This window comes from Lysobacter sp. cf310, assembly GCF_900114355.1.
GTDB lineage: Bacteria > Pseudomonadota > Gammaproteobacteria > Xanthomonadales > Xanthomonadaceae > Lysobacter.
On sequence record NZ_FOSS01000002.1, the window covers coordinates 627389 to 653605 of the forward strand.

Genomic DNA, 26217 nt, shown 5'->3' on the forward strand with positions numbered 1-26217 from the left:
TTCACCGTAAGCAGTTGCAGACGCATTTCCCCCGGCAAACTCAGCCCCGCGACAGCAACATGCATGCACTCTTTGCGTCTCTGTCTAGAGCCTCGGAAAAGCTCTGTAGCTGCGCGAACTCCACGATGTCGATCAGGAAATATTCGTCGCGCACGCTCCCTGCGCTGTTGGCATAGGCGTACTGGACCTCCAACTGGAAGTTCTCCTGGAGCGGAGTGGGCTCCGCATGACTCAGGAAGTCAGTGGCGTACACGCCATCAAAGGTGCTGCAGACAATCACCGGATAATTGAGGACCCCACCAACGGTGCTGGTGCTTCCATCGATAACAGCAAGCTGCTGCCCCTTCATCGAAACCTGGGCGTTCAAGACCTGATTGAGTGCCTTGTAGAAAGGATCCTGCTCTGGCGACTTTGTCGTCGCAAATAGTTTGGCAACTTTCTTGGCCTCAGAAAGGTAATGGTGCCTCTTCGTGTATGAGTTGTACGGCCGAAAACCGCCGCCTTGATGACAAACGAGGCGTTCTGCCGCCTCTTCGTCCTTATCCGACAACCAGAAAACGGAGTGTCCCTGAATAAATTTGCACTCCACGAAAAGACGCACCACCAACTCGCTGAATCGCTGACCGGGGTTGGATTGGATCTCAAAAGCCTTCTCGGCCACCAAATCAATCTCGCGCGCCTTGTTCTGCGTTTGGTCCATGTAATAGGGACTAACACGAATGTGCCAACCGTCTTCAACTAGCCATCGTGCAACCTTTGCGTGGAAGTTGTTCCCACTGTCTCGAATAATCTTGTGAATTTCTTCCGGCACTGCCATTTCTTACCCCCATGTAGGCTCCAACTCCTGTCGCAGCTGTTGCGACATCGATTGCCACCCGTGTCCTATGGATACCCGCTCCGTCTATGAGCGCCTGGCTGCATTACGAGCCCAATTGCCGCATTTGATCGAAGCCTACCCTGGCGACACCGACTTCTGCCGGCCTACACAGGCATCGCCGAGGAGATCCAGGCCGCAGCCGACGCTGAGGGCGCGGAGGTCGGGCTCCAGACTCACGAGTACCTGGAGGTCATACTGGTCCGTGCTAGCAAGCGCCTGGACGACGAGCATCCGATCATCACCTGGCCAACAGAACAGGGGTCAGACTACTAATTCATGGCGGATCATCCTGACGCAGCAGCCCTGGCAGCAAGAACTGGCCAAGATAAATTCGTATCGAACGACAGTGTCCGCATGGCCGGAGAATTCGCAAAGTGCTCCCGAGTGGATGCGACGACTGAAGGCGCGAATCTCCAGGGGATAAGGAAAGCAGAGCACGATGTTGTGGTCTAAGCCTATGAGGCGACTAGCACCGCGGCTGCGTCGCTAGGGCCTGCCGTGCAAACCTTGCGATCCGGACGATCGACCGGCCCGCGCTGCATACCTAGACGCCGGACGGGCAATGCTTCGGATACGGCTCGGCCTCGCGGCTGTACGAGACCGACCCTAGCAGGATCACGCTCGGCGACACCCGACGAATTGGCAAATTGAGCGGTTCCGGCGCTGTCGCCGGAGGAATGCATTGGTCGCATCCGGCGTAACGCAGGACAGCCCGGCCCTCTTCGAGCGAGCCCAGCATCTCTCCCTCGTAAGACATCGCACCACCGTCGCCCTCGGAAGAGTAAAGACGGCCTGCTTTGCAGACCACCGTCTGCTTATGCAACTTCACGCGCGCACCTTCGATCTGGAGCGCGTTCTGGTAGTACCAGCGCTCGGGCATGCCCGCCTGATCGAACTCCGCGGCGCGTTCGAAGCCGATGTAGGCGTTCACGTGCCAGGGCAAAGGCGGCCGCAGCGGCGGCGTTTCATCGGCCCGCGCCAGCGCGCAGGCGTAGAGCGTGGCGACCAGAACGAATCCCGTGAGCCCTTTCATGCCCTTCCCCGCGCCAGTGGCGTCCCTGCGACGCAGCCACTGTAGCAAGGCCACGCACGAGACGGAGCGGACGCGCTGCCGGGGCGACAACCGGATGCGCGGCGCCGGCGAGCGATCCACCGAGCCGGAATTCTCGGCGCCTAGCCCTGAAAAGAAAAAAGCACCTGGACTCGCGTCCAAGTGCTTCTTCGATTTGGTGGGCCGTCAAGGATTCGAACCTTGGACCTATTGATTAAGAGTCAACTGCTCTACCAACTGAGCTAACGGCCCGATACATCAGGAGCGAAATTGTAGCAGAAGCTTTTCGGTCCTTACAACAATGGGGTGGCTGAGGGGACTCGAACCCCCGACATCTGGAATCACAATCCAGTACTCTAACCAGCTGAGCTACAGCCACCGTAAAACGTAGACATACAGCGTAAATCGGTTGCGAATTTGGCGCGCCCGGCGGGAATCGAACCCACAACCACCGGCTTAGAAGGCCGGTGCTCTATCCAGTTGAGCTACGGGCGCCAGTCCAAACATCTTAACTGACGCCCCAGCCCGGTAGCGGATGGTCGGGGCAGAGGGATTCGAACCCACGACATCCAGCTCCCAAAGCTGGCGCTCTACCAGGCTGAGCTATACCCCGAAGCCGGGACTCTCGTTGCGCGCCAACGCCGCGAAAGGCCGACTAGTTTGGGCGGCGCCATCGCCGCTGTCAACGAGGCATCGGCGAAAGCGGCCTGCGTGTATGCTCCCGCCATCGTGAACAACCGTTCATTCGGGACTACAGGGGCGACCAATATGCGCAGCGGCAATCCGGCACTCAAGGAATCCACCTTCCTCGACCTGGCCACGGGCTCGGTGGTTCAGGGCGACAGCCAGGCCATGAGCTTGAACGGCACGGTCAACAAGACCGGCCTGTTGCTGCTGCTGACGGTGCTGACCGCCGCCTACGCCTGGAGCCAGATCACCATCACCCCCGAGGGCGCGACCGGCCTGATGCCGTTCATGCTGATCGGCGGCCTGGGCGGCTTCGCCCTGGCGATGGTGACGATCTTCAAGAAGACCTGGGCGCCGGTGACCGCGCCGGCCTACGCGCTGGTCGAGGGCCTGTTCCTGGGCGCGATCTCCTCGGTGTTCGAGGCGCGCTATCCGGGCATCGTGATGCAGGCGGTGATGCTGACCTTCGGCACCCTGTTCGCCCTGTTGTTCGCCTACCGCTCGGGCCTGATCAAGGCCACCGAGAACTTCAAGCTGGGCGTGGCCGCGGCCACCGGCGGCATCTTCGTGCTTTACCTGGTCAGCTTCGGCATGCGCCTGTTCGGCAAGGAAATGCCCTACATCCACGAGTCCGGCCTGATCGGCATCGGCTTCAGCCTGTTCGTGGTGGTGGTGGCGGCGCTGAACCTGGTGCTGGACTTCGACTTCATCGAAACCGGCGTCGAGCAGCGCGCGCCCAAGTACATGGAGTGGTACGCCGCGTTCGCCCTGATGGTCACCCTGGTGTGGCTGTACATCGAGTTCCTGCGTCTGCTGTCGAAGCTGCAGTCGCGCAACTGAGCGACGCCTCGGGAAACGAAAAAGGGGCGCGATCGCGCCCCTTTTTTTCGCCTCCGCCCTGCCCTCAGCCGCGCTCTTCGGCGGCCTGCGGCAAGGGTTGCGGCGCGCGCTTACGCGAGGACCACAGCATGGCCAGGATGGTGATACCGCCCAGCAGCCAGCTGTAGTGCACGCTGCCGGCCAGGGCCAGCGGCGAGACCGCGCCCAGCGAGGCGGCCAGCAGGATCTGCGCGCCGTACGGCAGGATGCCCTGGGTCACGCAGGCGAAGATGTCGAGCACGCTGGCCGCGCGCGCCGGCGGCACGCCGTGCTGTTGGGCGATGTCGCGCGCCAGGCCGCCGCTGATCAGGATCGCGACGGTGTTGTTGGCGGTGAACACGTCGGTGGTGGCCGACAGCGCGGCGATGCTGACCTCGCCCGCGCGCCGGCTCTTGTGCCCGCGCGCGAACTTGCCGATCACCTGCGCCAGCCAGGCCAGGCCGCCGGTGGCCTTCATCAGCGCGCCCAGGCCGCCGACCAGCAGCGACAGCAGGGTGATCTCGACCATGCTCTCGAAGCCGTCCCAGATGTGTCCGGCGTAGGCGGCCAGGCCGAAGTCCTCGGTCATGACGAAGCCGAAGCCGCCGGCCACCAGCAGGCCCACGCTCAGCACCACGATCACGTCGACGCCGGCCAGGGCCATGCCGAGCACGATCAGGTAGGGCAGGATCAGCCAGGCCGAGACCGGCTCCAGCGGCGCCACCGGCGCGGTTTCGCCGACGAAACCGAGCACGACCAGGGTGGCCAGCGCGGCCGGCAGGGCCAGCTTGAAGTTCTCGCGGAACTTCTCGCGCATGGTGCAGCCCTGGGTGCGGGTGGCGACGATGGCGGTGTCGGAGATCACCGACAGGTTGTCGCCGAAGGTGGCGCCGCCGATCACCGCGCCCAGCACCAGCGCGCGATCCAGGCCGGAGGCGTCGGACACGCCCAGCGCGATCGGCGCGACCGCGGCGATGGTGCCCATCGAGGTACCCAACGACAGCGAGATGAAACCCGCGACCAGGAACAGGCTGGGCAGCAGCAGCGCCGGATGCACGTGGCCGATGCCCAACGAGACGATCGCGTCGACGGCGCCGATCGCCTTGGACACTTCGACGAAGCCGCCGGCGAGCAGGAAGATCAGGCACATCAGCACGACATTGCTGTCGCCCATGCCTTCGAGCAGGGTGTCCAGCGGCTTGAGCTTGCGGCGCCAGGCGATGAAGGCCGCCAGCGCCAGCGCGGGCAGGATCGCGACCGGCGCGCGCAGCTGATAGAAGCCCATCGCTTCGCCGTGGGTGGTGAAGTAGATCCCCGCGCCGAAGAACAGCGCCAGGAACAGCAGCAGCGGCGTCAGCGCGAGCGCGCTGGGGCGGACCGGGGCATTCATCGCTTCATCCGTATGGAACAGGTTAGCCGTCTATTTTGCGGTGCAACATGGGCGCTGTCGAGGGCCGGGATGGGGGCCACGGTTCAGGTCTGGGCGCCCGTCTGGCCGGATACCTTCTAGCAACGCCTGCAGCGGTCCGACGCGGACCTGCGCAGGCCGAGCACGCGTTGCCGGAGGCGCAGGGCCATCGCCGGCCAGCGTGCTCCGCCGTGGCGCGGCGCCGGCGGCTGTCGCCGCACCCCACCCGCCCCTGCCGCCCGATCGGGATCCCCAAACGCAACGAGGCGCCCGAAGGCGCCCCGTGGCGGTACCGCGTCGGCCTGGGATCAGGCGATGGCGCGGCTGGCGATCGCCTTGGCGAAGGACATCGTGTTGCCCTCGCCGCCCAGGTCCGGGGTCAGCGAATCCTTGGCTTCGAGGGTGGCGATGATGGCCTCGCGCAGCTTGGTCGCCTTCTCGGGCTGGCCGATGTGGTCCAGCAACTGCGCCGCGCCCAACAACAGGGCGCAGGGGTTGGCCTTGCCCTGGCCGGCGATGTCCGGGGCGGTGCCGTGCACGGCCTCGAAGATCGCCGCGTCGGTGCCGATGTTGGCGCCCGGGGCCAGGCCCAGGCCGCCGACCAGGCCGGCGCAGAGGTCGGAAATGATGTCGCCGAACAGGTTGGTGGTGACGATGATGTCGAACTGCTCCGGACGCATCACCAGCTGCATGCAGGTGTTGTCCACGATCATCTCGTTGCACTGGATGTCCGGGTACTGCTGCGCCACTTCGCGCGCGGTCTTCAGGAACAGGCCCGAGGTCGACTTCAGGATGTTGGCCTTGTGCACCACGGTGACCTTCTTGCGGCCGGTCTTGCGGGCCAGGTCGAAGGCGTAGCGCACGATGCGCTCGGAGCCGCGGCGGGTGATCTTCTGCACCAGGGTGGCGGTTTCGCCGTCCGCGGTCAGCGACTGGCCTTCGCCGATGTAGGCGCCTTCGGTGTTCTCGCGCACGGTGATCAGGTCCACGCCCGAGGGGAAGCGCGACTTGGTGTTCGGGAACGACTTGGCCGGACGCACGTTGGCGTACAGGTCGAAGCGCTTGCGCAGTTCGACGTTGATCGAGCTGAAGCCCTCGCCGACCGGCGTGGTCAGCGGGCTCTTCAGGGCGATGCGGTTCTTGCGGATCGAGTCCATGGTCGAAGCCGGCAGCAACTCGCCGTGCTTCTCCAGGGCGACCAGGCCGGCATCGGCGAATTCGTAGGACAGGCCGACGTTCATGGCGTCGAGCACGTGCAGGGTGGCGTCCATGATCTCCGGGCCGATGCCGTCGCCACGGATGACCGTAATGGTTTGCGTCATGAGGGAGTTCTTCCAGCGATAGGGCGCGGCGCAAGCGGCGCGGCGCAAGGTTGAGCCCCGTAATTATGCCGGAAGCGGCCCGACCCTGCATTCGGCGGCGTATTGGACGATGGTCGGGGTGGCGGACGGCCCGATCCGGCGCGCACCGCCCCTGTGGGAGCGGCGTAAGCCGCGATAGGCCGCCGGTTGCGACGCAAGCTGGAGGCCCAATCGCGGCTTACGCCGCTCCCACAGGCCAGGTAATGGACGGGCCTCAGCCGTGATCGTGCCCGGCCGGCGCCGCCGCCTCGCCCTGCTCCAGCCGGTCGAGGAAATCGACCGCGCGGCGCAGGTGCGGGATCACGATCGAGCCGCCGACCACCAGGCCGACCGAGAAGGCCTCGAACATTTCGTCGCGGCTGACCCCGGCTTCCTTGCATTGGGCGACGTGGTAGCTGATGCAGTCGTCGCAGCGCAGCACCATCGAGGCGACCAGGCCCAGCAGTTCCTTGGTCTTCAGGTCCAGCGCGCCGGGCTGATAGGTCTGGGTGTCGAGGGCGAAGAAGCGCCGCACGACCTGGTTGGGCTCGGCCAGGATGCGTTCGTTCATGCGCTTGCGGAACGCGGTGAACTCGGCGACGCGGTCGCTTTCGGTACTGTCGTTGCTCACGGAAACTCCTTCGATGATGGGGCGCGCTTGACGTTCATGGCGTTATGGTCCGGCTTGCGGATCGTCCGGCCCGTCCATCCCTGGGCGGGCGTTCGCGGGCGCAGGCGGCCGTGCCGCCTGATCGCGCTCACCCCGCCAGGAGAGGTTCCAGGCCGCCGGCGCGATGCAAGGCGATCATGTCGTCGTAGCCGCCCACGTGGGTGCCGCGGATAAAGATCTGCGGCACGCTGGTGCGCCGGGTCAGGCTCATCATCTTCTCGCGCTGCGCCGGGTCCAGGTCGATCCGGACCTCGGTCCAGGACTCGCCCTTGCTCTTCAGGAAGTTCTTCGCGGCGACGCAATAGGGGCAGATCGCGGTGGTGTAGATCACGATCTTCTCGGCCTGCGCGTGCGGCGCGGTGTCGGTAGCGCTCAAGACGGTTCTCCAGATGAAACTTGGCGGGTTGGTTGCGGTCGAATATGGGCCCGCACGGTGCGCCATTAAACCGCGCCTGCGGAACGCTGTCGTCCACCGCTACCCTCCATGCGCCCGCGGACGGTAGTGAATTAATGGATGATTCACACCGCCGGACGTGGCGGGCCGCATTCTGCCGTGCGAACGTGCACCTGCCGCCCGCGACCACCCCGCGACCGAGGAAGACCCGCTTGCGCCGCATCGCCCTGCTTTCCGCCGCCATCACCCTCGCCGTCGCCAGCGTCTGCGCGCCGGCCCAGGAATCGAGCCTGCCCGACATCGGCTCGTCCGCGGGCGAACTGCTGACCCCGGCCCAGGAGCGCGAGTACGGCGCGATGATGCTGGCCCAGCTGCGCCACTACGACTACCTGCTGGAAGACCCGCTGATCAACAGCTGGCTGGACACCCTGGGCACGCGCCTGGCCGCCAGCAGCGACCGCCCGCGCCAGCCCTTCACCTTCTTCGTGATGCGCCAGCGTCAGATCAACGCCTTCGCCACCCTGGGCGGCTACATCGGCGTCAACGTCGGCCTGGTGCTGGCGGCCGAGCGCGAGGACGAAGTGGCCGCGGTGCTGTCGCATGAAATCGCCCACGTCACCCAGCAGCATGTGTTGCGCGGGGTCGAGCGCGCCCAGCGCGACCAGTTGCCGATCCTGTTGGCCATGCTGGGCGCGATCGTCGCCGCCCAGGCCGCGGGCGGAAACTCCGCCGACGACGCCGCCCAGGCGGCGATGGTGTCGGCGATGGGCCTGATGCAGCAGCGCCAGATCGACTACACCCGCTCCAACGAGTCCGAGGCCGACCGCCTGGGCATCCAGACCCTGTCGCGCAGCCAGTACGACCCCACCGCGATGGCCGATTTCTTCGCCAAGATGCAGGCCAAGTCGCGCAGCAACGCGGCCGGCTATTTCGGCCCCACCCCCGACTATCTGCTGACCCACCCGGTCACCACCACCCGCATCAGCGAGGCCAAGGCGCGCGCCGAACAGATCGCGCAAAGCACGGTGATCGCGACCACCACCACGCCCAACGCGACCCGCAGCGAGCGCATCCCCAAGAACGGCTACAGCCTGCCCGGCGACGCGCGCGGGCTGGACAACCCGCTGCTGCCCAGCGCGCTGCGCCTGCAGGGCTACGCGCTGTCGGGCGGCGACACCGGCCTGTTCGAGTTCGCGCGCGAGCGCATGCGCGTGCTCAGCGCCGAGTCGGCGCGCGACGCGATCGCCGAATACGAACGGCTGGGCAAGGGCGCCAAGCTGGACGAGGCCCAGCGCTACGGGCTGGCGGTGGCGCGCATGCGCGCCAACCAGGCCGGCGCGGCGGCGCCGGTGTTCGCCGAACTGCTGGAGAAATACCCCAGCCACCTGTGGCTGAGCCTGGCCCTGAGCGAGGCCGAGGCGCAGAGCGGCAAGGTCGCCTCCGCCGACGCCCGCTTCGAATCCCTGCTGCGGCAGATGCCCAACAATCGCGCCGTCGCCCTGACCTACGCGCGCACCCTGTCGGAGCGCAACACCCTGGAATCCGGCAAGCGCGCCCAGGCGGTGCTGCGCCCGCTGATGGGCAGCGCCGGCGAGGACGCCCTGTTCCAGCAGGCGTTCGCACGCGCCTGTGAGATCGCGGGCGACCCGGTCCGCGCCGGCGAGGCCTATGCCGAGGCCGCCTACCTGGGCGGTCGCCCGGAGCAGGCCCTGGTCCAGCTGAACACGCTCAAGAAGCGCCCGGAGCTGGATTACTACGCGCGCGCCCGCATCGAGGCGCGGATCGCCGCGATCACCCCGACCGTGCTGGAGTTGCGGCGCCAGGGCGTGAAGGACGAGGACCTGCGCCGGCGCTAGCCGCGCAAACGCGCGCCGGCCGGCCATGTGACACCCCGGCGGCGATTGTGAGCAGCCCGTTCCCGTTCGCGCAGCGCGTAACAGCGCTTTGCGACAGTGTCACGCGGGCGTCACAAAACGGTAGTGTACTGGCGCGGTTTCGAGCAGCCCTGTTTTCCAGGGCTCACCCAGACCCGCCTCCACTCCCCCGGTGACCGCGTGCAGAAGCGCATCCTCATAGTCGAAGACGAACCCGCCATCCGCGACATGGTGTCCTTCGCCCTGCGCAAGGGCGAGTACGACCCGATCCATGCCGGCGACGCGCGCGAGGCCCAGGCGGCGATCGCCGACCGCGTCCCCGACCTGATCCTGCTGGACTGGATGCTGCCCGGCACCAGCGGCCTGGAGCTGGCCCGGCGCTGGCGCAAGGAATCGCTGACCCGCGAGATCCCGATCATCATGCTGACCGCGCGCGGCGAAGAGAACGACCGCGTCGGCGGCCTGGAGGCCGGCGTCGACGACTACGTGGTCAAGCCGTTCTCGGCGCGCGAACTGCTGGCGCGCATCCGCGCCGTGCTGCGGCGCTCGCGCGAGGACGACGAGGACGGCAGCGTCGGCATCGGCCCGCTGCGCATCGACGGCGCCGCCCACCGCGTGTTCGCCCAGGGCGACGGCGGCGACCAGGCGGTGCAGATCGGACCCACCGAGTACCGCCTGCTGCACTTCTTCATGACCCATCCGGAGCGCGTGTATTCGCGCACCCAGCTGCTCGACCACGTCTGGGGCGGCAGCGTCTACGTCGAAGAGCGCACGGTCGACGTGCATATCCGCCGCCTGCGCAAAACCCTGGAACCGCACCGCCTCGACGGCATGGTCCAGACGGTACGCGGCGCCGGTTATCGTTTTTCTGCCTCACTCGCCGCGTAAGCTTGGCGGGTATGCCACCCCGCGCCCGATCCGCCTGGTTCCGCACCCTGGGACAGCTGTTGCTGGTCCTGGTGGCCGCGGCCGTGGCCGGGCTGCTGATCGGCCAGCCCTGGCCGATCGTGACCCTGGCGGCGCTGGGCGTGGTCGCCTGGCATTACTGGCGCCTGCGCAGCGTGCTGATCCGGCTGACCGCGCGCCAGCGCCTGACCCCGCCGCTGGGCGAAGGCATCTGGAACGAGCTCGACCGCCTGCTGTACCGCAGCCAGGCCGAGATGCGCGGACGCAAGCGGCGCCTGATCGAGATGCTGCGCGCCTACCGCGCCGCCGCCGCCGCGCTGCCCGACGCGATCGTGGTGGTGGAGCGCAACAGCCAGCGCATCCAATGGTTCAACGAAGCCGCCAACGGCCTGCTCGGCCTGCGCTATCCGCGCGACATCGGCGGCTCTTTGTCGCAGAAGCTGCAGCCGCTGCAGCTGGCGCACTGGCTGGCCGCGGGCCGTAACGCCGAGCCGCTGGAGGCGGCCTCGCCGTGGAATCCGGCCGCGACCCTGAGCCTGCGCCTGATTCCCTACTCGGAAAACCTGTGGCTGCTGGTCGCGCGCGACGTCAGCCGCCTGCTGCAGCTGGAGCAGATGCGCCGCGATTTCGTCGCCAACGTCTCGCACGAGCTGCGCACGCCGCTGACCGTGGTGCACGGCTATCTGGACATGCTGGACCCCAGCGAGCACCCGGACTGGGCGCCGATGCTGGCCGAGATGCAGCGCCAGTCGCAGCGCATGACCCAGTTGGTCGAGGACCTGCTGATGCTGTCGCGGCTGGAGTCGCAGGACAGCCTGCCGGCCGAAGAGACCGTGTCGATGTCGTCGATGCTGTCCACGCTCAAGCGCGAGGCGATGGCGCTGAGCCAGGGCCGCCACGAGATCGCGATGGAGGACCTGGCCGGGGTCGATCTGTGGGGTTCCAACAAGGAACTGCACAGCGCCTTCTCCAACCTGGTCAGCAACGCGATCCGCTACACCCCGGCCGGCGGTTCGATCCGCATCCGCTTCCGCCCCGAGCACCAGGGCATGGGGCGCGGGGTGGTGCTGGAGGTGATCGACAGCGGCTACGGCATCCCCGCCGCGCACCTGCCGCGCATCACCGAACGCTTCTACCGCGTGTCCACCAGCCGCTCGCGCGAGAGCGGCGGCACCGGTCTGGGCCTGTCCATCGTCAAGCACGTGCTCAACCTGCATCAGGCGCGGCTGGAGATCGCCAGCGAAGTCGGCCGCGGCAGCAGCTTCGCCTGCCACTTCGGCATCGACCGCGTACGCAGCCGCGACCACGCCTATCTCGATACCCTGCCCGACGCCCTACCCTGATCTTTCCCAGCGCGCCCCACCCGTGAACCTCGAGTCCGCCATGAACGCCGCCCTCACCAACGCGCTGCCCGACGCCAATCACGACGGCGATCCGCTGCGCGACCACAGCCTGTACTTCAACCGCGAGCTGTCGCAGCTGGACTTCAACTTCCGCGTGCTGGCGCAGGCGCAGGACCCGCAGGTGCCGTTGCTGGAGCGCCTGAAGTACCTGTGCATCTCCTGCACCAACCTCGACGAGTTCTTCGAGATCCGCGCCGGCACCCTGCGCCACGCCCAGGACCTGGGCCTGATCCCGGGGGCCGACGGCCTGCCGCCGGCGACCGTGCTGTCGCGCATCCACGACCGCGCCGCCGAGCTGGTCAAGGCCCAGTACGAATGCTGGAACGAGGTGGTGCGGCCGGCCCTGCGCGACGCCGGCGTGCGCGTGCTCGGCCGCGATTCCTGGAACGCCGCCCAGACCCGCTGGCTGCGCAACTACTTCCGCGAGGAAGTCATGCCGGTGCTGTCGCCGCTGGGCCTGGACCCGGCGCATCCGTTCCCGAAGATCCTCAACAAGTCGCTCAACATCGTGGTGGTGCTGGAAGGCAAGGACGCGTTCGGGCGCGCCGGCAACCTCGCCATCGTGCGCGCGCCGCGCTCGCTGCCGCGCATCATCCAGATGCCGGAGAACGTCTCCGGCGGCAAGCACGACTTCGTGTTTCTGTCCTCGGTGCTGTCGACCTTCGTCGACGAGCTGTTCCCGGGCATGGACGTCAAGGGCGCCTACCAGTTCCGCGTGACCCGCAACTCCGAGCTGCTGGTGGACGAGGAAGAGGTCGACAACATCGCCCTGGCCCTGCGCGACGAACTGGTCGGCCGCGGCTACCTGCGCGCGGTGCGGCTGGAGATCGCCGAGCAGTGCCCGAAGCCGATCGTGCGCAGCCTGCTGGAGAATTTCGACCTGCCCGAGAACGCGGTCTACCGCATCAACGGCCCGGTCAACCTCAACCGCGTGATCCAGGTCTACGATCTGGTCCAGCGCCCCGAGCTCAAGTTCCCGCCCTACCAGCAGCGCCAGCTGGCGGGCGTGGAAAGCATGTTCGAGAAGGTCGGCAACGGCGACGTGCTGCTGCACCACCCCTTCGACGCGTTCACGCCGGTGCTGGAGCTGATCCGCCAGGCCGCCGAAGACCCCAACGTGCTGGCGATCAAGCAGACCCTGTACCGCGCCGGCAAGGACTCGCCCATCGTCGAGCAGCTGGTCCAGGCCGCGCGCAACGGCAAGGACGTCACCGTGGTGGTCGAGCTGCGCGCGCGCTTCGACGAGGAGGCCAATCTCGGCCTCGCCGATCGTCTGCAGGAAGCCGGCGTGCAGGTGGTGTACGGCGTGGTCGGCTACAAGACCCACGCCAAGATGCTGCTGATCGTGCGTCGCGAAGGGCGCAAGCTGCGCCGCTACGTGCACCTGGGCACCGGCAACTATCACAGCGGCACCGCGCGCGCCTACACCGACTTCGGCCTGATCACGGCCGACCCGGACATCGGCAACGACGTGCACCTGATCTTCCAGCAGCTGTCCGGCCTGGCGCCGTCGCTGAAGCTCAAGCGCCTGCTGCAATCGCCGTTCACCCTGCACGCGGGCGTGCTCAAGCGCATCGACCGCGAGACCAAGCACGCGCGCGCCGGCCGCCCCGCGCGCATCGTCGCCAAGATGAACGCCCTCAACGAGCCGCAGGTGATCCGCGCGCTGTACCAGGCCTCGCAGGCCGGCGTGCAGATCGACCTGATCGTGCGCGGCGCCTGCACCCTGCGCCCGGGCGTGCCCGGCGTGTCCGACAACATCCGGGTGCGCTCCATCGTCGGCCGTTTCCTCGAACACCACCGCGTGTACTGGTTCGGCAACGACGGCGAACCCGACCTGTTCTGCTCCAGCGCCGACTGGCTGGAGCGCAACCTGCTGCGCCGGGTCGAGACCGGCTTCCCCATCCTCGACCCGGCCCTGGCCGAACGCGTCTACGACGAAGCCCTGAGCAACTACCTCGCCGACAACCTCAGCGCCTGGGAACTGCGCGCCGACGGCGAGTACGAGCGGGTCGTGCCGCAAGGCGACGCCATGCCCCATTCCGCACAAGCCACCTTATTGGCGAAAATCTGCGGATGAACGACGCCTACCCGACCACCGCCCTGCCGCTCCAGGACGGCGACCTGCTCGCCGCCGTCGACCTGGGGTCGAACAGTTTCCACATGGTGGTCGCGCGTTACGTGCTGGGCCAGTTGCGCATCGTCGACCGGCTGCGCGAGACCGTGCGCATGGCCGAAGGTCTGGACCGCAAGGGTGGCCTGGCCCCGGAAGTGCGCCAGCGCGCGCTGGAATGCCTGTCGCGCTTCGGCCAGCGCATCCGCGACGTGCCGCCGCAACGGGTGCGCGCGATCGCGACCAACACCGTGCGCCGCCTGGCCGCGCCGCAAAGCTTCCTGATGCCGGCCGAAACCGCGCTGGGCCACGCCATCGAAGTGGTGGCCGGCCGCGAAGAGGCGCGTCTGATCTACCTCGGCGTCGCCCACGCCCAGCCGTCCAAGCCCGGCGAGCTGCGCCTGGTGATCGACATCGGCGGCGGTTCCACCGAGTGCATCATCGGCAGCGGCTTCGAGGCGATCGAGCGCGAAAGCCTGCAGCTGGGCTGCATCGCCACCACCCGCCGCTTCTTCGAGAACGGCAAGCTGTCGAAGAAGAAATGGCGCGACGCGCTGACCGAAGTCACCGCCGAGTTCCAGCAGTTCGCCGGCACCTACCGCGCGCTGGGCTGGCAGGAAGCGCTGGGCTCGTCGGGCACCAACAAGGCGATCGGCGAAATTTGCGCGGCGATGAAGCTGACCAAGGGCGCGGTCACCGCCGAGGCCCTGCCGCAGGTGCGCGACCGTCTGCTGCAGGCCGAACGCATCGAGCTGATCGACCTGCCCGGCCTGTCCGCCGACCGCCGCCCGGTGATCGCCGGCGGCATCCTGGTGTTGGAAGCCGCGTTCAACGCCCTGGGCCTGACCCGGATGGCGGTGAGCAAGGCGGCGATGCGCGAGGGCGTGCTGTACGACATGCTCGGCCGCGGCGGCGCGGACGATCCGCGCGATGCCTCGGTGGCCGCGCTGATGCAGCGCTACGGCATCGACGAAGGCCAGGCCGCGCGCGTGGAGGCGACCATGCTGCGCCTGTTCGATCAGGTCGCGGGCGCCTGGGCGCTGGACCCGGACGACCGCCTGATGCTGCAACGCGCCGCGCGCCTGCACGAACTGGGCCTGGCGCTCGCGCACAGCCAGTACCACGTGCACGGCGCCTACGTGGTCGAGCACTCCGACATCTCCGGCTTCTCGCGCCAGCAGCAGCAGTTCCTGGCCGCGCTGATGCGCACGCATCGGCGCGGCATCCCCAAGAGCGCCTTCGACGCCCTGCCCGATCGCCTGCTGGCTCCGGCGCGCCGCAGCGCCGCCCTGCTGCGTCTGGCGGTGCTGCTGCACCGCGCCCACGAGGGCGATCCGATCCCGCAGTTGGACGCCCACGCCGAGGGCAACACCCTGACCCTGACCGTGTCCAAGCGCTGGCTGGATTCGCGCCCGCTGGTGCGCGCCGACCTCGAGGGCGAGCCGCAGGACGCGGCCGGGCTGGGCATCGCGCTGAAGCTGCTGGCGGCCTGAACCGGCGGTAGTGCGAGCGCGATCACGCGCCGCCGCGCGCGCGATTGCGCGCGTGGCGGCGCTCGCCGATCATGCCGGCGTCTGCGCCACCGGAACCGCCCATGCCCCCGTCCCGTCTCCGTTCCGCCCTGGCCTGGGGCACCCTGCTGTTCGCCGCGTCCGCGTTGGGCGCCTGCGATGCCCAACAGAAAAGCGGCGTCGACCTGCCCAAGACCACCGCGCCGGCCGCCGACGGTGCGACCGCCAGCCGCACGCTCTACCTGCTCGACGACGGCCGCGTGTACAGCCCGCAGGGTCCGCTCGAACTGCCGCTGGCGATCCGCGCGCTGGGCCCGCCGGCGACCACCGAAGTGATCCTGCAGGGCTGCAAAGCCGATATCGACTACCGCTACATCACCTTCGCCCTGCGCACGCTCAAGGCCGGCGGTTACGAGCGCATCACCCTCAAGGGCGGCGGCGCGGCCTGCGGCTGAGCGCGCGCCGGGTACGTACGCCGCTTCACTGCGGCGTCTGCAGCCCGCGGCGCAGTTCCGCCGCGCGCCGCAGCACCTGCGGCGGCGCGATCTCTTCGGGCGTGCGGAAGATGCCGATGCGGCGCAGCCAGCGCCCCGGCGCACGCGCCGAAGTCAGGGCCACGATCGGGATCGCCAGTAGCAGGCCGACGATCACCGGCGACATCCACGCCGCCAGCGACGGCGACACCGCATAGGCCATGAACAGCGCCAGCAGGCCGAGCAGGGTCGAGCCGCCGTAGCTGCGCACCAGCCCCGACAGCGGCAAGGTGCCGTCGTCGCGACGCTGCGATTCCCAGCCCGAGTCCTTGCCGGCCAGCACCTCGGCGATGCCGCGCGATTGCACGTACATGGTCACCGGCGCCATCAGCGCGGCCAGCAGGGTTTCCAGCAGCATGCTCAGCAGCGCGCGCACGGCGCCGCCGCAACCGCGCCGGGTCGCGCCGTCGGTCATCGAGGCCAGATAGCCCATGACCTTGGGCGCCAGCAACACCGCCATGGTCGCCACGAACACCCAGGTGAAACGCTCGGGGTCCTGCTCGCGCCAGTAGCGGGTGGGCGAGAAGCCCGGCAGCGAAAGCGTGCCCCAGACGAAACCGGCGCGCTCCAGCGGAATCGCCAGGCCGATCAGCATCAGCATCGCCCACATCGGCGCGGTGAAGTAATGGCCGATGCCGATCAGCAGGTGCCAGCGACTCACCCAGTGCAGGCCCTTGGCCGGCAGCACCGCCGAGTGCTGCAGGTTGCCCTGGCACCAGCGGCGGTCGCGCACCAGCATGTCGGTGAGCGAGGGCGGGCCCTCTTCGTAGCTGCCGGCCAGGCCCGGCACCATGTGCAGGGCCCAGCCGCCGCGCCGCAGCAGAGCGGCCTCGACGAAATCGTGGCTGAGCACGGTACCGCCGAACGGACGGTAGCCCCGCAGTTCGGGCAGGCCGGCGTGGGCGGCGAAGGCGGCGGTGCGGATGATCGCGTTGTGGCCCCAGTAGTTGCTCTCGGCGCCGTGCCACCACGCCACGCCGTGCGCGATCACCGGCCCGTACACGCGGCCGGCGAACTGCTGCATGCGCGCGAACAAGGTGTTGCCGTTGACGATCATCGGCAGGGTCTGGATCAAGGCGACGTCGGGATGGCGCTGCATCGCCACCGCCAGGCGCACGATCACCTCGCCGGTCATCAGGCTGTCGGCGTCCAGGATCAGCATCTGCGGGTAGGCGCCGCCGAAGCGACGCACCCAGTCGGCGATGTTGCCGGCCTTGCGCTCGGCGTTGTCGTCGCGACGGCGGTAGTACAGGCGCGCGTGCCCGCCGGTGCGTTCGCGCAGGGCCGCGAAGGCCTCGCGTTCGGCCTGCGCGATCGGCTCGCGGGTGGTGTCGCTGAGCACGAAGAAATCGAAGCGGTCCAGGTGCCCGGTCGCCGCCACCGATTCGTAGATCGCCTGCAGCCCGGCCATCAGGCGCTGCGGATCCTCGTTGTAGGTCGGCATCAGCAACGCGGTGCGCACGCCCGGCTCGGGCAAGGGCCCGCTATCGCCCAGGCCCAGGCGCGCGCGCCGGTGCGAGACGATCTGGACGAAGCCGGCCAGCGCGCTGAAGAAGGCCAGCGCGATCCAGGCGAACAAGGCCACGAACAGCACCAGCAGCAGCGCCTCGAGCACGTTGAGGCCGTTGCCGCGCAGCACCCACCAGATCTGGTAGGCCGCGACCAGGGTCATCAGCGCCGAGCCGCCGACGATGTAGGCGCGTCGCCAGGCCATGCCGCGCGGTTCGGTCGGCAGGCGCGGATTGGCCAGGGCGCCCTCGCCCAGCGACTGGATCGGCATCTCCAGCGGCGTTTCCGGCGGCAGGATGGGGGCGAGGTCGGCGACGCTCGCGTGCATGCCCGTCGTGCTCATGCGGTCCAACGGTAGAGCCAGATTTCGGACAGGGCGCCGCCTGCGTCTTCCAGGCGCATGCGCATTTCGATGCTGCGCTCCTGGCCGGGATCGAGTTCGAAGGCCACGCGCCAGACGCCTGGGGCCGGCATCGCGTGCGCGACCACGTTGGCGACCTGGCCCTTGGACGCGGACACCACCGCGCGCGGCTCGCTGCCGGCCGGCAGTTTCGCAAGCGCGCCGCCGGCCAGGTCGATCACGATCCGGCGCGCGCCCTTGCCGCCCGCGCCGATGCGCGTGCCCGCGACCGTGGCCAGTTGCGGCAGCCATTCGTGGCGGTCGCACCAGTGCAGGCGGTAGTCGAATCGATGCTCGCGCCCGGGCGCCAGCGCCTGCGCGGGACGCCAGTAGGCGACGATGTTGTCGTGGAATTCGTCGGCGGTCGGAATCTCGATCAGGCGCACGCTGCCCTCGCCCCAATCGCCGACCGGTTCCACCCACAGGCTGGGACGGCGCTCGTAGTGGGCCTCGCTGTCGGCGTAGTCGGCGAACTCGCGCTTGCGCTGCATCAGGCCGAAACCGCGCGGCGCGCGATCCTCGAACGCGCTTTCCTGCAGCACCGCGGGATTGTGCAGCGGGCGCCAGATCTGTTCGCCGCGGCCGTTGATCAGGGCCAGGCCGTCGGAGTCGTGCACGGCGGGGCGATAGTCGTCGATGCCGTTGCGGTCGTTGGCGTCGAACTGGTACATGCTGGTCAGCGGCGCGATGCCGGCGCGGTCCAGGCTCACGCGCGGGTACAGGCGCATGCTCACGTCGAACACGGTCTCCGCGCCCGGCACGATCTCGAAGCGGAACGCGGCCGCGGCGCTGGGGCTGTCCATCAGCGCGTGCACGATCGCGCGACGCGCATCGCGCGCCGGCCGCTCCAGCCAGAACGCGCGGAACACCGGAAATTCCTCGCCGGCCGGATCGGCGGTCTTGATCGCCAGGCCGCGCGCGGACAAACCGTAGGCCTGGCCCTTGGCGACCGCGCGGAAATAGCTGGCGCCTAGGAAGGCGCAGATCTCGTCGAAATACTCGGGCCGGTTGAGCGGCGCATGCAGGCGGAAGCCGGCATAGCCCAGATCGTTCTCGCTGGGCGCGCCGACGCCCTCGAAGCGGAACTGCGAGGGCTTATAGATCACCGGATGGGCGCGGCCATCCGCCACTTCGTACACGTCGACGCGATCGCGGAAGAAGAAGCCGCGATGGAAGAACTGGGCCTGGAACGGCAGCCCCAGCCCGCGCCACAGCGCCTGGTCGGGGTTGTAGCGGATGCCGCGGTACTGGTCGTAACCGATTTTCTCCAACGAGGCCGGCAGCTGCTTGGACTGCGGCTTGAACGCTTGCGCGGCCAGGGCGCGCGCGAGCGCCGGCACGGTGTCCTCGCCGAACGCGGCCGACGCGGGCGTCGCGGCGGGTTTGGCCGCCAGCGCGTTCGCGCCCCACAGGCCCAGCAAGGGCCACGACAATCCGGCCAGGATCACTTCTCTTCGGCGCATGCGCGCTCCTTCCAATAGCGTCTGGGCGCGATTGTAGGGAGTGAGTTGTTAAGGCCACCGCGATTTGTGGCGGGTTTCCGCCTCGAAATGTGCCTTCGATTGCAAGTAATCGTTTACAGGATGCGGGGCGCCGCGCAAGCGCGATGCAGGCATGGCGGTCGTTCGTTTTGAACAGGTGCCGGCGTGTCCGCGCCGCGGAGCCGGAGCGAATCCCCCTTGAGCCCCCTCTTCAAAGGGGCAGGCATGGATGTGGCGCTCGTTCGTTGCCCCCCTTTTCAAAGGGGAGATGTAAAAAAACCCCGGCTTGCGCCGGGGTTTGGGGGACGAACCAAGACGATCTCGCGTCGGTTCGAAAAATCGGCGACCTGGCGTCAACGCGCGCCGGCGGCGGCGGTTGACGCGCCGGTCGCGGCGCGCAGCGGCGCCAGATCGGGACCGGCCAGACGCAGGTTCTTGCGCAAGTGCGCGCGCAGCTGCGCATCCGGCGCGCGCGGCGCGGCGCCGCCGAGGCGGCGATGCATCATGCTTTCGAGCAGGAACAGATAGGCTTCGCGCGTGCGCGGATCGACCAGCTGATGGCCGCCGCCCGCGTCCACGAACAGGCTCACGTCCTTGTCCAGGGTGCGCAGCGTAGCAGCGTAATGCAGCACGCTGCGGATCGGCACGCGCTCGTCGTCGCCACCGGCCAAAAGCAGCACAGGTCGGCGCAGGCGTTGCGCGTTGGCGACCGGCGATTGCGCGCGCAGACGTTCGGCGATCGCCGGATCGGCCGGATCCAGCGCCAGCGCTCGCATCGTGGCCGACATCGGAATGCCGCGCGAGAACTGATCCTGGCTGCGCGCATAGGAACGCAGCACCCAGCCGAAATCCGCCGGCGGCACCGCCGCCACCGCGACCTTGAACAGCTCCGGCTGGAAGGTCACCCCCTGCAAGGCCGAGTAGCCGCCGAAGGAAGCGCCGACGATACCGACGCGTTCGCCGTCGCCTATGCCCTGGGCGAGCAGATAGCGCACGCCCTCGACGATGTCCTGCTGCACGCGCCCGTTGCCGAAATCGCCGCGACCGGCGCGCATGTAGTCCAGACCGTAGCCGGTGGAACCGCGAAAATTGGGCTCGAACACCACATAGCCGCGATTGGCCAGCAACTGGGTCTGGGCGCTGAACTCCGGCCGGGTCAGATTGAAGGGCCCGCCGTGCACATTGGCCACCAGGGGCGCGCGCGCGGCATCCACGCCCGGCGGCACCGACACGAAACCGTGCAGGCGCATGCCGTCGGAAGCGCGGTAGCTGAAGGCGATCTTGCGCGCCAGCGAGGACTCCGCAATGCGCGTCACCGTGTCGCGGCCGTGACGGAACCCGGCGTCGGCGAGGACTTCGCGGAAGCCGCCGCTGGCCGGGTCGTACAGATGCAGACGCTCGCCCTTCTGCGAACCCGCGCGCTCGTGCACCAGCCAGCGCGCGCCGGCGCCGCGTCCGACTTCGATGCGCAGGTTGCGCCCGGGATAGCGGCGCTCGATCGCCGCGACCTGACCCTGCGCCTGTGCGGTGAGGCCGTAGTTGGCCGCCGTGGCGCTGCGGTAGCTGGCGATCAGCGGCTGTCCGCTCTGCGGATCCAGCACGACCTGATCCAGGTCCGCTTCGCCGCGCGGATCGGCATGCAGCGTGCGCAGCGCGCCGTCCTCGCCCAGGTGCGCCAACCGCAAATAGCCGTGATCGGCATTGGTGGTCAGCCACAGGCCCGCGCTATCGCTGGCGAGCATCGAGCAGCGCTGCAAGCGCGTGCAACGCATCGCCACGCGCAGGCGCACGCCGTCCTTGCGGTAGAGCGTATAGCCCTCGCCTTCGACCAGGGTCAGATAGCGCAGGCGTCCGTCGCTGTCGAAAGCGCTGTCGACGATCTCCCGTGCGGACTCGTGCAGCAGGGTCTGGCGACCTTGTACATCGACGCGGTACAGCCGCCAGCGCTTGGGCAGCCGCGAGACGTGCGGCGGGCTTTCCAGCACGATCGCGGCGGCCGGCAGCACCGGGTCCACCGCTTCGAAACTGCGTTCCCAGCGGCCGCCGAGCTTGGCGATCGCGCCCGAGCCGCGCTGCCCCGCCGTGGCCAGCGCGTACAGCTGCTGCGCCGACCGCAGCAACAGCCAGCGCCCGTCGCGCGACCAGCTCAGCGTATCGGCTTCGGTATGCGCCAGCAGCCGGCGCGGCGCGCCGCCCGCGGTCGGCAACAGCCAGACGCCGCGATTGCGCTCGCCCTGAAGCAGGTAGGCGACACTGCGCCCGTCCGGCGCCAGCCAGGCGCCCAGCAGCGCGGGGCGGGCCAGGAACTCCGCGCGCGTGTAGCTCGGTGCCGGGCTGCGCGCGCGCTCGACGGCGACCGCCGCGCGCAGCTGCGCGGCTTCGTCGGCATGCGCGCGTGCGCACACGCACAGCAACGCCATGATCAGAGCGTCGCGCAGCGCGGTGCGCCACCAGGGCGGGTGAGGCGCACGCGCAGGCGGGCGCGTCCGCGCCGTCGGCGCGATCGTACTGGGGCTCATGGGCCTCTCCTGCGGGGCCCGCCTACGCAGGCCCACGGTTGAATGTTCTTGATCGGTCAGGTGCTGGCCCGGCGCGCGAGCGACGGCCTAGGCCATCGCCGCTTGCGCCGACGGCACCTCGTCCAGCGTTTCGCGCGGCCGGTACATCAGCCACAGACTCATCAATGCCGGCAGGCCGATCGCCGCGCAGGCCGCCAGCCAGGCCATCCGCGCCGGCCCCGACACGGCGATGCGCGACAGGCGCCACAGCGCGCCCAGCACCGACAGCAGCGACAAGACGGCGGCGATCCACAGGGCCGTGCGCGGCACCGGCGGCGTCGCCATGTCGCGCCCCGGGACATAGCCCGAGTACAGGTCCAGCCAGGCCTTTTGCGCGCGGTACAGCAGCGGCGAGGCGTACCAGTTCTGGTAGCGCCAGGCGATCGGGTAATCCAGGCTCAGCGCGCGGCGCGCCACCGGCGTCGCCCGCCCGGCCTCGTCCACGTGCAGCAGCTGCTGATACGGCAAGGCGCCCTCGGCGTTGTGCGAGGAGAAGGTGAACAGGAACGAGATCAGATAACCGTCCAGCAGCTCCATCAGATCGATGCGCACCAGATCGCCGCTGCGGCCCGGCAGCGCCACGCGCTGACGCGGCTTGAGCACGCTGTCGTCGTTGTCCAGTTCGCGCAGGTCGTAGAAGTACAGCGCGCGATTGCTGAGCACCAGCGCGCTATCGCCGGCCTTGTCGATCCCGGTCAGCATCTCGCCCCGCGGCAGGCGCGCGCGCGGCAGCACGCGGCGCTCGTCGCTGTCGTATTGGTAGACCGCATCGCGCGCGACCAGCAGGCCCTCGGGACCGGGTTGCGCCGGCTGCGGGAAAGCGGCGTTGCCGTCAACGCCGAGGCTGCCGACCGCACCCTTGTCGACCAGGCTGTAACCCTCGAAGCGCATGCTGTCGTGGCTGAACACCCAGCGCACCCGTCGTGCCTCGTCGTCGAATTCCATCGGCACGCGGTTGGTCAGCTGGTGGCGCTGCGGCAAGCCGCGTATGCCCGGGCCGGTGGCGTAGATTTCGGAGATCTGGGCCTGTTCGCGCCACAGCTCGGCCTGCGGATCGCGGCTGCCGGCCAGGCCCATGCGCATCAAGTCCTTGCCCTCGGCGAACTCGGACTCCTTCTCGCCGCCCGGCGGCGCCACCGCCATGTTGTTGGGGTGCGAACCCTGCGCGATCCACACGAACTCGACGCCGAAGCCGACGATCACCAATGCGAACCACATCGCGAACTGCAGCGGAATCGCGACCAGCAAGATGGCGGCGGCGCCGCGCGGCGGCGCACTCAGGTCGGGCTTGAACGCGATCAGCAGCATCGCCGCCAGCACGACCAGCAGGTACCACTGCAGCGCGATCGCGCCCAGGCCGGTGGCGCGCGCGATCAGCAGGCCGAACACCAGCACCAGCGCCGACCAGCCGTAGCGCTTGTCGGCCAGCATCGCGTAGCCGCCGGCCAGATAGGCGCACAGCGCCAGCAGCAGGCCGGAGCCGGCCAGCAGCAGATGGCGCAGATCGAGCACGCGCGCGGTCATCCATTCCTGCCAGGCCGCGACCAGCAGCAGCGGCAGCAGCACCGCGATCGCCAGCAGCAGCGCGCCGGCACCGACCAGGGCCAGGGCCACGCGCCAATGCGGCAGCGGCCGGTGCAGCAGATTCAACCAGGCGTTCGGGCGCCGATAGCCGCCCATCTGGTACAGGCCCAGCAGCAAGCCGCTGACTGCGTAGACGATGCCGATGACCTGGTAGACCACGTAGGGCTGTTGCGCCAGATCGACGACCCGACTCATGAAACCCAGTACCACCAGTTGCACGGCGGCGTAAGCGATGGCCCAGGCGCGGAAGCGCAGCAGTTCGGCCTTGAACAAATCCCACATGGCGTAGTCCCCGAATGATCGAGCCGCGTCAGCCCGCCGCGCTTACGGCGGCGGTCGGTGCGGCGTGGTTCTTGGCCAGGAAGCCGTTGACCGCGCGGTCCAGGCTGACCGGCATGCTTTGCACCGAGCGCGCGCCGTTGGCGCGCAGGAAATCGGCGAAGTCCTCGTCCTGGTCCAGCACCAGGTAGTGGTGCAGGCCGTCCAGTCGCTGCGCCTGCAGCAGGCCGGGCACGCTGCGCGGATCGGGCCCCTTGAACGGAATGTCGGCGACCCAGTGGCGCACGCGCGCGCAGAAATCCTCGGGCGCCGACATGTTCTTGAGTTGCCCGCGCTCGAGGATGATGAGGTTGTCGGCGACGCGCTCGATCTCCTCCATCTGGTGCGAGCAATACACCACCGTGCAGTCGTCGCTGGCGTTGCTGTACATCAGCGACTCCAGGAAGGCGCGCTTGGCGACCACGTCCAGGCCCAGGGTGGGCTCGTCCAGCACCAGCAGTTCCGGGCCCTGCGCCAACGCGATCGCCAGGTTCAGACCCGCGCGCTCGCCGCGCGAGAGCTGGCCGACCTTCTGTTCGGGCAGCACGTGGTAGTGATCGAGCACGCCGCGGAACGCGGTTTCGTTCCAGCGCGGGTACTGGCGGCGGTGCATGTCCACCACCGCGGCGACCCGCATCCAGCCCGGCAGGGTGTGTTCTTCGTTGACGAAACCGATGCGCGCACGATCGCCGGGCGTGAGGCGCTGACTGTCGTGGCCGAGGATGCTGGCCGAGCCCGCGGTCGGCGGCAGGAAGCCCAGCAGGATGCGGAACAGGGTGGATTTGCCGGCGCCGTTGGCGCCGACGATGGCGTGGATGCGACCGCGCGGGATGCTCAGGTCGAGGTGGTCCAGGGCGAGCTTGCGCCCGTAGCGCTTGCTGAGGGCCTGGGTCTGGATCACGTAGTCGTCGGTGGTCGGCATGGTGGCGGCCTTGGTTCGAACGTCAGGGTTCAGGCGGTCTTGCGCGGAACCAATGCGAGAAACTCGCGCTGCAGGCGTGCCTGCAGCTCCTCCGGCGCGTAGCCCAGGGCGATCACGTCCTGCATGAAGCGCTGCACGGCCTCCTCCAGGCGGCGCTCGCGCTCGGGCTCGCTCAGGCGCTGGCGCACCGGCGCCACGTACAGGCCCAGGCCCTGGCGTGCCTCCAGCCAGCCTTCGGCGGCGAGGTCGGCGTAGACCTTGGCCACCGTGTTGGGATTGATCGTCAGCTGCTGGGCCAGGCCGCGCACGCTGGGCAGCTGGTCGCCGGCGACCAGCTCGGCGGTGGCGATCTTCATGCGCACCGCGTCGGCGATCTGCTTGCCGATCGGGCGCGGGTCGCCGGTGGCGATCTGGATCATCAGCGGGCGGGTGCGGGCCATGGAGCGCTCCTGGACTGTACTAACTGTACTGTTGTTACTAGTACAGTTGAAACGGCCCTCCCTGTCAATCGGCTTCGTCGGCGTATCCGGCGTTTCGTCGCACGGGCCGGCCATCGCGCGTCATGACCCGGTCATGGCCCTGACATGGCCGCTTAACGCCTTGCGAACAGGCTTGCCCAAACCGGGAGCCGCGCATGCGCTACGCGATCGTCACCGAGACCTACCCGCCGGAGATCAACGGCGTGGCCCTGACCGTGCAAGGTCTGGAGCAGGGTCTGCGCGCGCGTGGGCATCAGGTCGATCTGGTGCGCCCGCGCCAGGCCCACGAACGCGCGGGCGCCGAGCACGAACTGCTGGTGCGCAGCCTGCCGCTGCCGCGCTACCCCGGCCTGCGTGTGGGCCTGCCGGCGACCGGGCGCCTGGTCCAGACCTGGACCGCGCAGGCGCCTGACGCGGTCTACGTCGCCACCGAGGGTCCGCTGGGCTGGTCGGCGCTGCGCGCGGCGCGGCGCCTGGGCATTCCGGTCGCGACCGGCTTCCACACCCGTTTCGACGAATACATGCGCGACTACGGCGCGCCGTTCCTGGTCGGCACCGCGCTGCGCTGGATGCGGCGTTTCCACAACGACGCCGACGCCACCCTGGTGCCGACCCGCGAGCTGGCCGAGTTCCTGCGCGCGCAGGGCTTCGAGGACGTGGTGCGGCTGCCGCGCGCGGTCGATACCGCGCTGTTCGATCCGAGCCGGCGCAGCGAGGCGCTGCGCCGCGCCTGGGGCATCCCCGAGGGCGGCGTGGCCGCGATCTACGTCGGCCGGATCGCGCCGGAGAAGAATCTGGATCTGGCCGTGCGCGCATTCCGCGCGCTGCAGCGGCAACGCCCGGAAGCGCGCTTCGTCTGGGTCGGCGACGGCCCCGCGCGCGCCAGGCTGCAACGCGAGCAACCGGACTTCGTGTTCTGCGGCGTGCAGCGCGGCGCCGATCTGGCCGGGCATTTCGCCAGCGGCGATCTGTTCCTGTTTCCCAGCCGCAGCGAGACCTTCGGCAACGTGACCCTGGAAGCCATGGCCAGCGGCGTGCCCACGGTCGCGTTCGACTACGGCGCCGCCCACGAACATCTGCGCGACGGCGAGCACGGCGCCGCGATCGCCGACGGCGACGAGGACGGCTTCATCGCCGCGGCCGTGCGCATCGGCAGCGACGACGCGATGCGCGCGGCGATGGCCAGCGCCGGCCGCGCCGCGATCGCCGGTCTGCGCCCCGAACAGGTCGCGGCCGATTTCGATGCCCTGCTCGGCGCGCTGGCCGACACCGCGCCGCGCCGCCCGCCGCGGCACGGCAAGACCCTGGCCGTACAAGACGAACGGGAGGTGGTATGAACCG

General features: G+C 68.8%; 20 protein-coding genes and 4 tRNA genes. 8 read left to right on the forward strand and 16 right to left on the reverse strand.

The features are described 5' to 3' along the window. Positions 1-40: 40 nt before the first annotated feature. The 6 genes from BMZ45_RS09445 to BMZ45_RS09470 all read right to left on the reverse strand — a co-directional run bounded on the left by BMZ45_RS09445 (position 41) and on the right by BMZ45_RS09470 (position 2541). Positions 41-817, reverse strand: a complete 777-nt coding sequence (locus BMZ45_RS09445; protein ID WP_139215452.1) for a hypothetical protein — start codon at positions 815-817, stop codon at positions 41-43. A gap of 604 nt (positions 818-1421) precedes the next feature. After that, positions 1422-1910, reverse strand: a complete 489-nt coding sequence (locus tag BMZ45_RS09450) for a hypothetical protein (RefSeq protein WP_139215453.1) — start codon at positions 1908-1910, stop codon at positions 1422-1424. A 194-nt stretch (positions 1911-2104) separates the two neighbouring features. Beyond that, positions 2105-2180 (reverse strand) — tRNA-Lys (locus tag BMZ45_RS09455). A gap of 50 nt (positions 2181-2230) precedes the next feature. Further along, positions 2231-2307, reverse strand: a tRNA-His gene (locus BMZ45_RS09460). Positions 2308-2346: 39 nt separating this feature from the next. Next, a tRNA-Arg gene (locus tag BMZ45_RS09465) sits at positions 2347-2423 on the reverse strand. Positions 2424-2464: 41 nt separating this feature from the next. Beyond that, positions 2465-2541 (reverse strand) — tRNA-Pro (locus BMZ45_RS09470). 155 nt (positions 2542-2696) lie between these two features. On the opposite strand from BMZ45_RS09470, the gene BMZ45_RS09475 reads away from it, so the two are divergent. Next, positions 2697-3455 (forward strand): Bax inhibitor-1/YccA family protein, encoded by a 759-nt coding sequence (locus BMZ45_RS09475; RefSeq protein WP_091635494.1) that lies wholly within the window; start codon positions 2697-2699, stop codon positions 3453-3455. Positions 3456-3519: 64 nt separating this feature from the next. On the opposite strand, the gene BMZ45_RS09480 is transcribed toward BMZ45_RS09475, so the two are convergent. The 4 genes from BMZ45_RS09480 to grxC form a co-directional block, all read right to left on the reverse strand. After that, complete coding sequence (locus tag BMZ45_RS09480) at positions 3520-4863, reverse strand: Na+/H+ antiporter NhaC family protein (RefSeq protein ID WP_091635497.1); 1344 nt, start codon at positions 4861-4863, stop codon at positions 3520-3522. Positions 4864-5189: 326 nt separating this feature from the next. Then, a complete protein-coding gene (locus BMZ45_RS09485) occupies positions 5190-6203 on the reverse strand; it encodes an isocitrate dehydrogenase (protein WP_056173276.1) in 1014 nt (337 codons plus the stop codon). A gap of 253 nt (positions 6204-6456) precedes the next feature. Further along, on the reverse strand, positions 6457-6792 hold the full coding sequence (locus tag BMZ45_RS09490) for a carboxymuconolactone decarboxylase family protein (protein ID WP_175489047.1): 336 nt from the start codon (positions 6790-6792) through the stop codon (positions 6457-6459). 187 nt (positions 6793-6979) lie between these two features. After that, positions 6980-7267, reverse strand: coding sequence for a glutaredoxin 3 (grxC, locus tag BMZ45_RS09495; RefSeq protein ID WP_254776588.1), 288 nt, complete (start codon positions 7265-7267; stop codon positions 6980-6982). A gap of 230 nt (positions 7268-7497) precedes the next feature. On the opposite strand from grxC, the gene BMZ45_RS09500 reads away from it, so the two are divergent. The 6 genes from BMZ45_RS09500 to BMZ45_RS09525 all read left to right on the forward strand — a co-directional run bounded on the left by BMZ45_RS09500 (position 7498) and on the right by BMZ45_RS09525 (position 15547). Then, entirely contained in the window at positions 7498-9141 is a 1644-nt protein-coding gene (locus BMZ45_RS09500; RefSeq protein ID WP_254776589.1) for a M48 family metalloprotease, read from the forward strand. A gap of 198 nt (positions 9142-9339) precedes the next feature. Beyond that, positions 9340-10047, forward strand: a complete 708-nt coding sequence (gene phoB, locus BMZ45_RS09505; protein WP_055909545.1) for a phosphate regulon transcriptional regulator PhoB — start codon at positions 9340-9342, stop codon at positions 10045-10047. Positions 10048-10058: 11 nt separating this feature from the next. After that, positions 10059-11408, forward strand: a complete 1350-nt coding sequence (phoR, locus tag BMZ45_RS09510; protein ID WP_091635508.1) for a phosphate regulon sensor histidine kinase PhoR — start codon at positions 10059-10061, stop codon at positions 11406-11408. A gap of 40 nt (positions 11409-11448) precedes the next feature. Continuing rightward, positions 11449-13548, forward strand: a complete 2100-nt coding sequence (gene ppk1 / locus BMZ45_RS09515) for a polyphosphate kinase 1 (protein ID WP_091635511.1) — start codon at positions 11449-11451, stop codon at positions 13546-13548. Continuing rightward, positions 13545-15074: an exopolyphosphatase gene (gene ppx, locus BMZ45_RS09520; protein ID WP_091635513.1), complete on the forward strand. Its 1530-nt coding sequence runs from the start codon at positions 13545-13547 to the stop codon at positions 15072-15074. The genes ppk1 and ppx overlap by 4 nt, the downstream gene beginning before the upstream one ends. A gap of 101 nt (positions 15075-15175) precedes the next feature. After that, complete coding sequence (locus BMZ45_RS09525) at positions 15176-15547, forward strand: ExbD/TolR family protein (protein WP_091635516.1); 372 nt, start codon at positions 15176-15178, stop codon at positions 15545-15547. A 25-nt stretch (positions 15548-15572) separates the two neighbouring features. Here BMZ45_RS09525 and mdoH read toward each other — a convergent pair whose 3' ends face one another. The 6 genes from mdoH to BMZ45_RS09555 form a co-directional block, all read right to left on the reverse strand. Next, positions 15573-17477 (reverse strand): glucans biosynthesis glucosyltransferase MdoH, encoded by a 1905-nt coding sequence (mdoH, locus tag BMZ45_RS09530; protein WP_091635519.1) that lies wholly within the window; start codon positions 17475-17477, stop codon positions 15573-15575. After that, on the reverse strand, positions 17474-18997 hold the full coding sequence (locus BMZ45_RS09535) for a glucan biosynthesis protein (RefSeq protein WP_091635522.1): 1524 nt from the start codon (positions 18995-18997) through the stop codon (positions 17474-17476). The genes mdoH and BMZ45_RS09535 overlap by 4 nt, the downstream gene beginning before the upstream one ends. A 371-nt stretch (positions 18998-19368) precedes the next feature. Then, complete coding sequence (locus BMZ45_RS09540; protein WP_091635525.1) at positions 19369-21534, reverse strand: S9 family peptidase; 2166 nt, start codon at positions 21532-21534, stop codon at positions 19369-19371. Between the two features lie 87 nt (positions 21535-21621). Beyond that, complete coding sequence (locus BMZ45_RS09545) at positions 21622-23439, reverse strand: hypothetical protein (protein WP_091635527.1); 1818 nt, start codon at positions 23437-23439, stop codon at positions 21622-21624. 28 nt (positions 23440-23467) lie between these two features. Further along, entirely contained in the window at positions 23468-24397 is a 930-nt protein-coding gene (locus BMZ45_RS09550) for an ABC transporter ATP-binding protein (RefSeq protein WP_091635530.1), read from the reverse strand. A 29-nt stretch (positions 24398-24426) separates the two neighbouring features. Beyond that, positions 24427-24837 carry a GntR family transcriptional regulator gene (locus BMZ45_RS09555; protein ID WP_091635532.1) on the reverse strand — a complete coding sequence of 137 codons (411 nt, stop codon included), beginning with the start codon at positions 24835-24837 and terminating at the stop codon, positions 24427-24429. Between the two features lie 194 nt (positions 24838-25031). Here BMZ45_RS09555 and BMZ45_RS09560 point away from each other — a divergent pair, with 194 nt between their 5' ends. Next, entirely contained in the window at positions 25032-26213 is a 1182-nt protein-coding gene (locus BMZ45_RS09560) for a glycosyltransferase family 4 protein (protein WP_091635535.1), read from the forward strand. The last annotated feature ends 4 nt before the right edge of the window (positions 26214-26217 follow it).